The organism is Paenibacillus dokdonensis (assembly GCF_004916975.1).
In the GTDB taxonomy this organism is placed as follows: Bacteria; Bacillota; Bacilli; order Paenibacillales; family Paenibacillaceae; genus Paenibacillus_AQ; species Paenibacillus_AQ dokdonensis.
Genome location: NZ_STGQ01000003.1, coordinates 522,527 through 535,686, shown reverse-complemented (window position 1 = coordinate 535,686; position 13,160 = coordinate 522,527). Strand labels below are relative to the sequence as shown.

Annotated in this window: 13 protein-coding genes; 10 read left to right on the top strand and 3 right to left on the bottom strand. The window is 48.8% G+C overall.

What is annotated here, in order from left to right; genetic code table 11:
- The first annotated feature begins 54 nt into the window (after positions 1-54).
- The 5 genes from E6W40_RS26800 to E6W40_RS26780 all read left to right on the top strand — a co-directional run bounded on the left by E6W40_RS26800 (position 55) and on the right by E6W40_RS26780 (position 5,010).
- Entirely contained in the window at positions 55-936 is an 882-nt protein-coding gene (locus tag E6W40_RS26800; protein WP_136608643.1) for a carbohydrate ABC transporter permease, read from the top strand.
- A gap of 14 nt (positions 937-950) precedes the next feature.
- Positions 951-1,784, top strand: a complete 834-nt coding sequence (locus tag E6W40_RS26795; protein WP_136608642.1) for a carbohydrate ABC transporter permease — start codon at positions 951-953, stop codon at positions 1,782-1,784.
- Positions 1,785-1,803: 19 nt separating this feature from the next.
- A complete protein-coding gene (locus tag E6W40_RS26790) occupies positions 1,804-3,567 on the top strand; it encodes a glycoside hydrolase family 36 protein (RefSeq protein WP_136608641.1) in 1,764 nt (587 codons plus the stop codon).
- A 40-nt stretch (positions 3,568-3,607) separates the two neighbouring features.
- Positions 3,608-4,429, top strand: coding sequence for an MBL fold metallo-hydrolase (locus E6W40_RS26785; RefSeq protein ID WP_136608640.1), 822 nt, complete (start codon positions 3,608-3,610; stop codon positions 4,427-4,429).
- Positions 4,430-4,518: 89 nt separating this feature from the next.
- Complete coding sequence (locus tag E6W40_RS26780) at positions 4,519-5,010, top strand: hypothetical protein (protein WP_136608639.1); 492 nt, start codon at positions 4,519-4,521, stop codon at positions 5,008-5,010.
- Positions 5,011-5,023: 13 nt separating this feature from the next.
- Here E6W40_RS26780 and E6W40_RS29650 read toward each other — a convergent pair whose 3' ends face one another.
- On the bottom strand, positions 5,024-5,164 hold the full coding sequence (locus E6W40_RS29650; RefSeq protein WP_168929067.1) for a hypothetical protein: 141 nt from the start codon (positions 5,162-5,164) through the stop codon (positions 5,024-5,026).
- Positions 5,165-5,517: 353 nt separating this feature from the next.
- On the opposite strand from E6W40_RS29650, the gene E6W40_RS26775 reads away from it, so the two are divergent.
- The gene (locus E6W40_RS26775) at positions 5,518-6,345 is read left to right on the top strand and encodes an aldo/keto reductase (protein WP_136608638.1); all 828 of its coding nucleotides are present in this window, start codon (positions 5,518-5,520) and stop codon (positions 6,343-6,345) included.
- Between the two features lie 82 nt (positions 6,346-6,427).
- Here the strand turns inward: E6W40_RS26775 and E6W40_RS26770 are convergent, their stop codons facing one another.
- Entirely contained in the window at positions 6,428-7,552 is a 1,125-nt protein-coding gene (locus tag E6W40_RS26770; protein WP_136608637.1) for a cytochrome P450, read from the bottom strand.
- A 75-nt stretch (positions 7,553-7,627) separates the two neighbouring features.
- A complete protein-coding gene (locus E6W40_RS26765; protein ID WP_136608636.1) occupies positions 7,628-8,206 on the bottom strand; it encodes a TetR/AcrR family transcriptional regulator in 579 nt (192 codons plus the stop codon).
- Between the two features lie 286 nt (positions 8,207-8,492).
- On the opposite strand from E6W40_RS26765, the gene E6W40_RS26760 reads away from it, so the two are divergent.
- The 4 genes from E6W40_RS26760 to E6W40_RS26745 all read left to right on the top strand — a co-directional run bounded on the left by E6W40_RS26760 (position 8,493) and on the right by E6W40_RS26745 (position 13,081).
- On the top strand, positions 8,493-8,684 hold the full coding sequence (locus tag E6W40_RS26760; protein WP_136608635.1) for a DUF3934 family protein: 192 nt from the start codon (positions 8,493-8,495) through the stop codon (positions 8,682-8,684).
- Positions 8,685-8,702: 18 nt separating this feature from the next.
- The gene (locus E6W40_RS26755; RefSeq protein WP_136608634.1) at positions 8,703-9,155 is read left to right on the top strand and encodes a HEAT repeat domain-containing protein; all 453 of its coding nucleotides are present in this window, start codon (positions 8,703-8,705) and stop codon (positions 9,153-9,155) included.
- A gap of 171 nt (positions 9,156-9,326) precedes the next feature.
- Positions 9,327-11,093, top strand: a complete 1,767-nt coding sequence (locus E6W40_RS26750; protein ID WP_136608633.1) for a glycoside hydrolase family 2 protein — start codon at positions 9,327-9,329, stop codon at positions 11,091-11,093.
- 344 nt (positions 11,094-11,437) lie between these two features.
- The gene (locus E6W40_RS26745) at positions 11,438-13,081 is read left to right on the top strand and encodes a 3-keto-alpha-glucoside-1,2-lyase-like domain-containing protein (RefSeq protein WP_246073209.1); all 1,644 of its coding nucleotides are present in this window, start codon (positions 11,438-11,440) and stop codon (positions 13,079-13,081) included.
- The last annotated feature ends 79 nt before the right edge of the window (positions 13,082-13,160 follow it).

Genomic DNA, 13,160 nt, shown 5'->3' with positions numbered 1-13,160 from the left:
AACAGGTTATCCTTGTCTTTCTTGGATGACCTGTTTTTCAAGGGGAGGGAGAATATGACATCCAGACAGAAGTATAATTTAGCGCTACTCGTATTTACAGTTTCCACATTGCTCTTTTTTACGGTTATCGTCATGATTCCGATCTTTCAAACGTTCCAGAAAAGCTTTTTTGATTGGGATGGGCTTACACCTGCGACCTTTATCGGCCTGGATAACTATAAACGGCTGCTGACGGATGACGACTTTTGGGTTTCGCTTAAAAACGGTCTTATTTTCGCCTTTGTCCTGGTGGTCTACCAAATGGGACTTGGAACGATTTTGGCTATTGCACTCAGTAACAAAAGTATCAGGGGACGGAAGTTTTTTAAGACAAGCTATTTCATTCCGGTCGTTCTCTCGGGTGTCGTGGTGTCACAGCTCTGGATTTCGATTTACAATGCCGACGGCGGACTGCTGAACAGCATCTTTTCCCTGCTGGGCATCGAGTATCAACAGGCATGGCTGAGCGGAGAGCATACCTCGATCTGGGCGATTGCTTTCACCAACGCATGGCAAAATATGGGTGTTCAGCTGGTTCTGATTTACACGGCGATCAAATCCATTCCTGAACATCTGTACGAGGCTGCCAAAATTGACGGTGCACCTTTTTGGAAAACACATTGGAAAATTACGATTCCGCTTCTCGGCGAAACGTATAAATTCTGCCTGATCATCGCGATTACCGGTGGACTGAATGCGTTCCAGAATATGTTCGTCATGACCAATGGCGGTCCGGGCAATATCTCGTACACGCTTACCTTTATGATGTATAAAGCGGCCTTCAGATCCGGCGAATACGGATATGGATCTGCAGCCTCCGCGATATTGGTTATTGAATGTCTATTGTTCACCATCCTCATTAACAAATTGGTGGCACGGGAAAGAATCAGTTATTAATTGGGGAGGTACTTATGCTGAAAAGACTGACGAATCGAACGCTGATTTATGTACCGCTGTCACTGTTCGTATTGCTTAGCTTATATCCGCTCATCTGGCTTTTGTTCTACTCTTTTAAAACGAATGAGGAGATCTTCTCCACCAACGTATTCGGTATTCCGAAGCAATGGCATTTCGAGAACTATCAAAACGCGTTTTCCGCGTTCGATTTACTGAATTATTTCAAAAATAGTCTTGTGGTATCCGTTGGCACGGTGGTGTTCACGGTCATTCTGTCGCTGATGTTCTCTTATGCGGCTGCCCGGATGAAGTGGCGGTTTGCTAATGGTGCCAAGATTTACATGACTGTAGGCATGTTTATTCCGATGCAGATCATCCTGATTCCCTTGCTGATTCTGGAGCGTACGTTTCATCTGCAGAACAGCTACCTGGCCGTCATTGTGCCTTACGTGGCTTTTCAGCTGTCATTTGCGACGATTATCCTTTTCGCCTTTTTCCGGACATTGCCTTATGAAATTGAAGAGTCCGCCTCGATTGACGGGGCTAGCGTATATACGACGTTCTTCAAGATTATGGTTCCGCTTGTGAAGCCTGCGATCGCCTCCGTGAGTATTTTCGTCTTTCTGTACGCATGGAACGAATTTCTGGTCGCTCTCGTAATGATTAGCGATAATGCTCTGAAGACACTGCCGCTGGGACTATTATATTTCCAAACACAGTTCACTTCGGATTGGGGCGCCATGGGAGCGGTGATGGTCATATCGACGATTCCGACGGTTCTGATCTATCTGCTGTTCTCTGAACAGGTGGAAAATGCTCTGACCGTAAGCTCGGCAGTAAAAGGATAAGGCAGCGAGGAGGATTAACATGAGGTTTCAATGCGGAGCAAGACCTATGAATATCAATACAGACGAGACGCATTTTCGTTACTCGTTGGAGCTTATCGAAGAAAAGGATGGCGTTGAATACATCCGGTTCGTGATGGATACGAAGGAAGCGCGGGTTCCGAAATCCGTGCAGATCTCCTGGCAGCATCCAGCCATCGATATCTCTGGCTACTGGGATCCGGGCGCGAACCGGGAAAAGGGCCTGCGAATGGACTTCAGTACCCCATTCCAGTCCAAAGCCACGTCATTGGCCCCGGTATGTTCGCTGTACAACCCGGAGGGGCAAAACCGTCTGACGACAGCCTTCTCCGACGCGATGCGTCCGCTCCGGATGCGCGCCGGTATCCATGAAGAAACGGCGGAGTTTGAAGTGTGGCTGGAGCTATTCACGGAAGCCTGCCCGCCCATCGATCATTATGAGGCGGTCATCCGCATCGATACGCGAGAACTCTTTTATGCAGACTGCCTGCGTGAAGTCGGACAGTGGTGGGCGGACATGCCGGGTTATACACCGGCTTTCGTGCCGGACACGGCCCGTCTGCCAATGTATTCCACCTGGTACAGCTTCCACCAGCAGCTGGATCCGGAGGAAATCGAGCGGCAATGCAAGCTTGCCAAGGAGCTGGGCTGCGAGGCGGTCATCGTGGATGACGGCTGGCAGACAGACGATAACCAGCGGGGTTACGCCTACTGCGGGGATTGGGAGGTTGCACCGAAACGGATTGCGGATATGCGCCGTTTGGTGGATCATGTCCATGCACTTGGCATGAAGTTTATCCTGTGGTACTCCGTACCGTTTGTGGGCAAGCACTCCAAGGCCTGGAGCCGCTTCGAGGGCAAGTTTATGAACAGCTACGGTGTAGATACAGCTGTGTTCGATCCCCGGTTTCCGGAGGTTCGCGAATACCTGATTGGCACGTATGAAGAAGCTTTGCGGACTTGGGGGATCGACGGCTTCAAGCTGGATTTTGTGGATTCTTTCAATCTGTCTCAAGAGATGAGGTATTCGCTTGGCGGCGGAAGGGATTACGACTCCGTACCTGAAGCGGTAGACCGCCTGCTCTCTGATGTCATGCTGCGGCTGAAGTCAATCCATCCGGACGTGATGATTGAATTCCGGCAAAATTATATCGGCCCATTGATGCGAAAATATGGTAATATGTTCCGGGTGGCAGACTGTCCAAATAATTACAGCCAAAACCGGATTGGTTCAATCGATATCCGTCTGCTGAGCGGAAACACCGCGGTTCATTCGGATATGATGATGTGGAATTGGAATGAGAGACCTGAAAATGTCGCTCTCCAATTTATCCATTCCTTATTTTCCGTCCCGCAGGTGTCCGTCTTGATTGATAGGGTTCCCGAAGCTCACCGTCAAGTCATTGCATTTTGGCTTGGATTCTGGCGGGAGCACCGAGAGCTGCTTCTTGCCGGGAGCCTGCGTCCACAGTCGCCGGAGTATATGTATCCGGTTGTGTATGCATCGGACTCAAACCGCCTTCTGGCAGCTGTATACAGCGAACAAATCATTCACATTGATAGCGTGGAGCGAACAATCTTCCTGATCGTGAACGGCACTTCCCGGGATGCTGTCGTTGTTCAGCTGGCAGGGCAGATCCGAGGAATGATGACCGTATTGGACTGTACAGGCTCGGAGATTTCCAATCAAACGATTCACTTACAAGAGGGGCTTCATTTGTTCAAGCTGCCTCCATCGGGACTGATCAGACTGCAGCAGGAATAGCTATAAAAGAACCTATTCTATCGTGGGGAGAGATGATGATATGAAGATTCGGTTTCTGGGTACGGCGGCCTTTGAAGGCATTCCGTCGCTCTTTTGCCGCTGTGATCTATGTGTGAAGGCCAGGGAGCTTGGAGGAAAAGAGATCCGATCCCGTACATCGGCGATGCTGGATGATGATCTGAAAATTGACTTTCCACCGGATACATACATGCACATGATTCGCGATGGGCTGGATTTGGAGCTGATCAAGGACCTGATCTTTACCCATTCCCATTCAGATCATCTATACGCGGAAGATTTGGTTGCGAGACTCCCGGGGTATGCGCAGTCTATGGATCATCCGATTCAGATCCATGCGAATGATGCCGTTTTGCTGCGTATCAAGCAGACGCTTGATTTTAACGGGGGCTTGCAGGGGAAATTCGTACTGAACCGTGTAAAGCCTTTTGAACGGATGGAGCTGCAGACGGCAGTCGTTGTGCCGCTTCCGGCTAGTCATGATCCACTTGAAACCTGTTTGCTGTATTACATCGAAAAGGGCGGCAAGACCATTCTTTACGGGCATGACAGCGGCTGGTTTCCTGAAGAAACCTGGGCTTGGCTGCAGGGTAAAAAATTGGATCTGGCCGTGCTTGAATGCACGGTGGGACGATCGAATCACCGCACGAGCCATATGAACATCGATGCTGTCCTGGAAACGAAGCAGCGGTTTGAGGAATATGACATGCTGAAGCCAGGCGCAAACATCGTAGTGACTCATTTTTCGCATAATGCACAGTTGTCCCATACGGATTTGACGGAGATTTTCACGTCGCAGGGTATCCAGGTGGCTTACGACGGCATGATACTTGAACTTCCATGACACTACACCAACGCTGATGCACCTTGCATCGGCGATTTTTTTTGGAAGTGGAAAAGGATATATAGCTAAGGAATAGAGGTGAGTAAAGCATGACAGTACAGCATCCTTTCAGAGAAGAAAGGTACATTGACTCGAGCACGGATGTTTTGCAGCATGATGCAGCCAAAGGCAGCATTGCCAGAATCGAGGAAGTTCAGACTTGCATGAATTTCATGAAGTCCTATTTAGAAAAGCAGCTGACTTTGCCATGTCTCATTTTATGCAATTGGGCCATCGACACTGCTTTGAAGACCCTATATATGAAGGATCATAAGCGTGTTTATCCTCCCTATGCGCTCTCGCTGGATGAACTTTTGGATCTCACCCGCGACAGTCATGGAAACAGGGACCTGGGAACCGTTAATTTTATCGAGTGCATCCGGTATATTGTGAACAGTCCGGATATGATGCAGCTTCAACGGATAGAAGAGCAGCAGCTGGTTAGAATGATCCGCAGAGCCGATACCCTTGTCAGCGAGTTGTACCGAAATTGCTATAAAGGTTATGGAGCGGTTGTAGGGTACCAGCGGGTGTTTTCATAATGGAATGCGGACGTTAAGGCGATAATCCTTTGGATGGTTTATAAGTTGAACTGGAAGCTGCATCGGCGGCGCGCCTGGCTTCGGCGCAATTCACAATCAGTATGCTGAAGGTCAAAACCGCAGCGACAACGGAGTGCGTGGACTTGGTTTTCACAATTTCACCGCCTCGTGTTCTCTTATTTATATAACGCTTTCATTTAATAAAAGTTCCAAGTTATATCATCTATACATTAATTAAACCACTAACGGAGATTTGTTTCATATTACTCTATTCAGGTGGTTTTTTTGCGCTGTTCTGATGAACGTTTTCGCACAAAATTAGGATGCTTATTCTACGGTATCGCCTTGAACGGATACCCAGATTTGTCGCTAAAATGGGCTGAATCGTAGCTGTACAAGATCAAACCTTGAATTTGACTTTGCCTGGACGCTGGTTTATCTTGGGTCTAAGATGGGTGGTTTTTCCTCATCCATAACTTGTATATAACCGAAGGAGGCGTCTTGCTCATGAAAAATCTGCAGTCCACCACAGCCTTGTCCAGCGGCTATTCCATGCCATGGCTTGGACTTGGAGTTTACAAAGTACAAGAAGGCCAGGAAGTTATCGATTCCGTGAAGGCAGCCATTTCGCACGGCTATCGCAGCATTGATACGGCAGCTCTTTATGGGAATGAAGAAGGCGTCGGCCAGGCGGTCCGGGAATCTGGTGTCCCTCGCGAGGATCTCTTTATCACCACCAAGGTTTGGAATTCGGATCAAGGCTATGATTCAACTTTAGCGGCCTTCGAAAAAAGCATAAACAAGCTGGGAATGGATTATGTGGACCTTTATTTGGTACACTGGCCGGTCATGGGCAAATACAAGGACACCTGGAGAGCTCTTGAGAAGCTGCAAAAGGATGGGAAAGTGCGTTCCATCGGCGTATCCAACTTCCAAGTCCACCATTTAGAGGATCTGATGAAGGATGCGCAGGTGAAGCCGGCGGTGAACCAGGTGGAGCTGCATCCGCTGCTCAGCCAGATCGAACTCCGTGAATATTGCAAGTCGCAGGGAATTCAAGTGGAGGCGTGGGCTCCCTTGGCCCAAGGGCACCTGCTGGATAATGAAGTGCTTGCGGACATTGGTGCCAAGTATGGGAAATCCATCGTGCAAGTCATTCTGCGCTGGGATATACAGAGCGGAATCGTTACGATTCCGAAGTCGGTCAAGGAGCATAGAATTATCGAAAATGCCGATATATTCGACTTTGAATTAATGCCGGCAGATATGGAACAAATCAATGGCCTCAACCAAAACCACCGGTTTGGTGGAGACCCGGACAATGTTAACTTCTAGACAACACTCCTGATCATATTGCACTAAAAATCGCGTAACCCAGCTTAACGGCTGGATACGCGATTTTTTTTGAATTATATATTCATTTTAAAATAATAGGCAGTTCCTTCAGCGCGAACATCATGGTGCTATCCATCCGGGTGAGCTCTGTGGAACGGTCGCGGCGGTAATTCGGGAACCGCTCGAGCAGCGTTTCGATGGCAATTTTGGATTCGAGGCGGGCCAGCTGTGAACCAAGGCAGAAGTGGATACCGCTGCCAAGACCCAAATGTGGATTCGGATTCCGGTGAATATTGAATTCTTCCGGCCGTTCGAATACATCTTCATCATGGTTGGCCGAGGCCATCCAAATATGGATGAACTGTCCTTTCTTCAGCTCCTGTCCCCGCAGCACGGTATCCTCTTTAACATGGCGGAACATCAGCTGAACCGGCGAGAAGTAGCGGAAGGTTTCTTCGATCGCTCCCGGGATCAAAGTCCGGTCTGCAAGCAGTTGTGCCCGTACTTCTGGAAGACTGTCAATGCCAAGCATGGCTGAGGAGATCAGATTGGTTGTCGTTTCGTTGCCGGCTACCAGGAGGAGAATGCAAAACCCGATAATTTCCATGTCGCTTAAATGATCGTTATCAATGCGTGCCTGCACCAGTTTGGTGATCAGATCCTCCTGCGGATGACGGCGGCGGTCCTCGGCGATTACCGAGAAGTATTCACTCATCTCCCGCTGGCATTGGTAAAAGTTCTCGGCATGATCCCCTACAAGGGCATCTGACCATTCCTTGAATTTTTCCCTGTGCTCTATGGATACTCCCAGCATCTCGGCGATAACGGTGATCGGAAGAGGACTGGAGAAATCAGCAATGGCATCCATGTGTCCTTTCTTCTCTGCCTCGTCAAGTAGCGATGTCGTGATGGCCTGGATTTTTGGAGTGAGAGACTCAATCACGCGCGGGGTAAAAGCTTGGGAAACCAGCTTACGCAGTTGACGGTGTTTCGGCGGATCCTGCCGCAGAATGCTGAACTCCAGCGGGTCTTCGGAAGAGGGGGAGCCTTGTGAAGAGAAGATATCATAATTCGTGAAGGCGGCTTTGACATCCTCGTATTTAAAAACGTTCCAGACCAAATTGTTTTCCGATTCGATTACCGGGGAGTTTACGCGCATTTGTTTAAACCATTCCAAAGGCAGTAGACCGTTTTTATTCCATTCCATGCTTAGACACCGTCACTTTCATTTCGGATTTTTGAACTGACTGGTCAGTTTTAGGGTTTTAAAAAAAAGGCCTTGCTAATCGATCGATATGAACAGGCCTTTGGTAATGATCGTGAAGACGTAACGTTCCAAGTCATCGCGTGAATACGCATTGGGATGGCTCAGGTAATAATTGCAGGTACTTTCCAGTGTGCCGATAATGCTTGCAGCCGCCAAATTCGCATCGACATCGCGGAGAAGATTCTCCTCACATTTCGCTGTTTCGAGAATCGAAGCCAAAAAGTGAAGATGCTCGCGGCGGAGCTGCTTCAGCTCTTCCAGAACATCCTGCTCAATTCCATTCGAAAGCTCATTGAACACGATATGCGAAAAGTGTCTCGACTCCAGAAATAGATCCAGATGATGGCGAATAATTCGCAGGATCTGTTCCTTGATCGGTAGCGGGGCATTCAGGTCTGCTTGGGTTCGCTGCATGATATCCTCAAAGCCCTCTTTGACGATGGTTTTGAAGAGCTGGGATTTCCCCGGGAAATTGTAATATAGCGTTCCTTTGGCGACCTGCGCCCTCAGGGCAATCTCGTCCATGCTCGCGCGGTGATATCCGTTTTCAGAGAATACTTCAATGGCTGCGCGTATGATTTTATCTTTACTCAAGGTTAATCTACCTTTCAAAAGCATGATTTCGGATAAATGTTAATCTGACTGGTCAGTTCAAAAATAAAATAACATACTGGGAAAAATTAGTCAATTGAAAGAAAGCTCAGTATATCGAGGGTATAAAACGCAATGATAAGGAAGAGGATATTCAGTTTTATGCTTTTTCTATGTGTATCATGTACATATTGACCATAGTGGTGTATATTTCAACATGCTGGTTAATTAATCAGTAGAAATGGATATGACTAAACCAAGAACACTATACCCGTAACGGAGTGATCATTTGAGTAAAGCAAAGGGCAAGGGCGGAACAGGCAGGGGAACGGGCAAGAAAGGCTGGACCCGCTGGGATGCGAAAGCCCGCCGGATAAAAAGCGCCCCGAAGCCTTATACCAGTAAAGGTACGAAAAAAGATGGTGGCGACGCTAAAAAAGAAGGTAATGTAAAAAATGATATTGATGCGAAGCTGGACTGACATTCATAAGGAGATGACATGCAATTGGAAAATACAGAACCGGAAGTAAACGTGGCAAGCGACTTGCCTGAGAATTATAACGAGCTCAAAAATTCAGCAAACCGCACAGCGAACTGGAAAGAACGGCTTGATGCGGTTGAGGAGCTGGGCAATTGGAAGAGCCAGAAAACCATCGATATTCTCAAGCACAGATTGGACACAGATCCTGTCTATCAGGTGCAAGAGGCAGCCTATGAGAAGCTAAAGGCTTGGGGAGAAGATGTCGAGAAGCCGGTCCGCAGCAAGTATGAAGTGGTTAAAGGCATCCAGAAAATTCTGCTGCGTGTAAAGAAAAGTCTTCCAAGAGACCACTCGTATGAAGAGTTTAAGGAAAAGCTGAAGAAGATGAGAATCGACGTATATAATACGTATGAAGGCGATAAAGGCGCAGAATTCGATGCATGGCTTGAAGGCATGTGGAAGTCGCTGTAAATTGTTGAAAAGAGATGGGGGCAGGCCTGAAGAGGCTTGGCTCCTTTTATATATGCAGGAGTTGCAAAAAGCCATTGACATTTTTCCCTGTGGGCCATATCCTGTTATCATTAATACAATAATATTGTAATCAAACAAAAATATTGTTTTAAAAGGAGGGTGTGCTTCACAATGACAACGCAAAAGTACATCAAAGACTATCCGAGACCGCAATTTGTGCGTGATAGCTGGCAGAACTTGAATGGAGAGTGGGATTTCCGCTTTGATGATGCAAATGTTGGTGAAATCGAGAAGTGGCAGGATGATCTGCATGGCGACCGGAAAATTCAGGTTCCTTTTACATATGAGACACAGGCCAGCGGGATCGGGGAGGAGTCCTTCCATCCTTACGTCTGGTACCAGCGGGATTTGGTGCTGGAGCAAGAGGTCGGGGACCAGCGTGTAATCCTGAACTTTCAGGCTGTGGATTACATCGCCAAGGTGTGGGTAAACGGTTGTTTTGCCGGGAAGCACCAGGGTGGATATGCGGCTTTTTCGTTTGATATAACGGATTATTTGAAGAAAGGTGCGGGAGTACCGAACCGGATCGTTGTCAAGGCCGAAGACAGCCAGAGCTGCACGCAGCCGCGCGGAAAGCAGCGCTGGGTGGATGAGAATTTTGAGTGCTTTTATGTACAGACGACGGGAATTTGGCAGAGTGTGTGGGTTGAATGTACGGCAGCTTCCCGCATCAAGGCGGTTAAGATCACCCCGGATTTCGATAACCGTTCGGTCCGCTTTGAGTATCAGACCCAGATGGCAGATGCCTCGGCTTCGCTCCGTCTGGAGACGCGCATCAGCTACAAGCAGAAGATATTGAAGCAGGTTCAGCTGCATATCGACCGCCCGTGGCTGCAGCTGGATGTGGATTTGACGCATGAGGCTAATGGTCCCTGGAAGACGCTGGCATGGTCTCCGCAGACCCCTAACCTGTACGACGTCGAGTATATTTTGTATGAAAATGACGTGGTTGTTGATCGGGTATTTTCGTACTTCGGCCTACGCAAAATTTCCATCGAAAACGGCAAGGTATTGCTCAACAACACGCCGATCTATCAAAGAATGATTCTGGATCAGGGATATTGGACGGAAAGCCATCTGACCCCTCCTTCGGAAGAAGCACTGATCCAGGATATCGATGCCATTCTCGCTATGGGGTATAATGGCGTTCGCAAGCATATGAAGATTGAAGATGCGAGATTCCTGTACTGGTGCGATGTGAAGGGTCTGCTCGTATGGTCGGAAATGGCAGCGACTTTTGAATTTAATGATGAAGCAGTCGAATTATTTACGAGAGAATGGACCGAAATAGTACGGCAGCAATATAACCATCCGTCGATCGTGACATGGGTGCCTTTTAACGAGTCATGGGGCGTTCCGCAAATCTTAACGCATGAGAAGCAGCAGCAGTTCACCGAGGCGATCTATCATCTCACCAAATCCATGGATCCGAACCGCCCTGTTATTGTTAATGATGGATGGGAGCATACAGTCAGCGACATCATTACTCTGCATGACTATGAAGAGCATGGTCAGGCCTTGCTGGAGCGTTACGCGGATCCGGACGCGCTGCTTGGCAACAAATTTTCATTTAATCACGGGAAGTATGCGATGGCGCAGGGCTATGAATACCGGGGACAGCCGGTCATGGTTAGCGAATTCGGCGGCATAGCTTTCGACTCCGGCACGGGCTGGGGTTATGGCAACCAGGTGAACAGCGAGGAAGCGTTTGTCGAGCGGTTCCGGAACATCACGCAGGCCATCAAGGATACGGACTATATTTGTGGATATTGTTACACGCAGATTACGGATGTACAGCAGGAAGTGAATGGACTTCTCACCGAAGACCGGAAGCCGAAGATTCCGCTTGAAATCATCCGGGAGATCAACCTATCATAATCGAGTCATTCAATATAACAAGCCTGTGTCCGGCATACCGGATCAGGCTTTTTTTTCGGAATCATACCGTAATAATATCCGCATGGGGGAGCCGATAGCTTTCTGCAGCGAAAAAAATCGTAACATTGTTCCCCAAAAATATGCCGATTTTTGGTTTCATGACCCAACGATGCATATTACACTTGTCCCAAGAAAGCCCTTACATTGTATCTGTACATCTTAAGGCTTTCCATAATAAAGGATCAATGCTGGAGCCGCGAAGCAGGAGGTGAAATAGGTCGGTAGCGTGCAGGTACACGGTTAGTGCAGGGTGAAAATCGAATCGAACCGGGAGGGGAATTATTTTGATCAAAAAATTATTCACGTCGTTTGCCGGCTTTATGGGCCTTATCATGATGATTGCCGCCGTTCCGGCTTTTGCTGCGAATGGACCGATTGTGTGGGGGACCACGTCCACGATTACGGATATTAACACGTTTACCGATGCCGGAGCGGATGCAAGGGGAATTAGACCCGGGACATTCGGTGCTGAATATGCGCGGATGGTCAAGCTGGCGAATGGTGACTGGCTGGCGGTTGCCGCCATTTATGATAACAATGGCTATACGAAGGTTTCCTGGGGCGGAACCCGCCTGCAGGTATTCCGCAGCACGGACAACTGCCGCACTTGGTCGCTGAGCGCAACGCTCTGGGAGGATGGCCGCGATTTGGACAATGGACAGCTGCTGCAGCTGCCAAACGGCGATCTTTTGCTGGCGATGCGTTCTGTCCGTTGGCAGGAATCGTATCAAATCAAAGTGTACAAGAGTGTGAACGGGGGCTCAAGCTGGAATTACCTGAGCACAGTGGATGAGAATACAGGCGCACCCGGCGCGCTAGGAAACCCGGATAAGGGTGTATATGAGCCTCATATGCAGCTGCTTGACGACGGCTCCGTAGCGTTGATGTATGCGAATGAGAAGCATGTGACCGGGAATCCATCCTACAGCCAGCTGATCTCCGAGAAGATCTCGACGAATGGGGGCAGCAGCTGGGGGAATGAAATTTACGTTGCCTGGGATCCGGTGAATGCGGGTTCACGTCCGGGAATGCCGGTATGGACAAAGATGACGAATGGGCAGTATATTGTGACCTTCGAGGTTTGCGGGACGCAGAGCTGCAACATTTTCACCAAAAAAAGCACAGATGGGAAGACCTGGGCCAGCGGTATCGGCACCAAAGTGAATACCAACCAGCATGGAGGACCTTACCTCCTGTCCCTTAGTGATGGCCGGCTCGTGCTAAGCTCGAATTCCAACGTTCTCTCCCTCAGCAATGATTTTGGAAATACGTGGTATGACAACGATATTCCTGCCTTTGGCAATTCATGGTGGAGCGCGCTGTATCAGACCGGACCGAATGAAATCGCAATGCTGAACTCCGTGGAACGGAGTGTTGGCGGACATAAGGTACAGGTCAGATTCGGGCAGCTGAGCAGCGCCTACACGAACGATTTCGCAGCAAATGACAACGGATGGGTTCACTATGGCGGAGCTTGGACGGTCAGCGGAGGAACGTATAATGTGAGCTCCGTGAATGCGGATAAATCAGTGCTGACGCCTTATCCTTCTAAGATGAATTATACGCTTGAAGGTGACGTAAAGCTGAACAACGCCGGACAAGGCAGCCTGATCTTCAATGTAACGAACCCTTCTGCCGGAGCAGACCAGCAGAAGGGTTACGGGGCCGGGATCGATTCCACGGGAATCGTCTGGCTGGGACGCTTTAACAATGGCTGGACACAGCTGCAGTCGGTGAACACGGCGATTGCGACAGGGACGTGGTACCATTTGAAAATCGTTGTGAACAGCGGAAATATCAAGGTGTACGTTGGTGATATGAACACGCCAAAAATCAGCTACAACGATGCTGTATTTACCGGAGGCACGATTGGTGTCCGCGGCGGCTTCAACAACAGCGTCAGCTTCGATAACATTAAACTGAATTAGTCTGCTATCGGAGGAGCCCTGAAGAGGGCTCCTTTTCATGTCATAACGCCCTGCTTACGTTTTACCACCAATCGTAAGA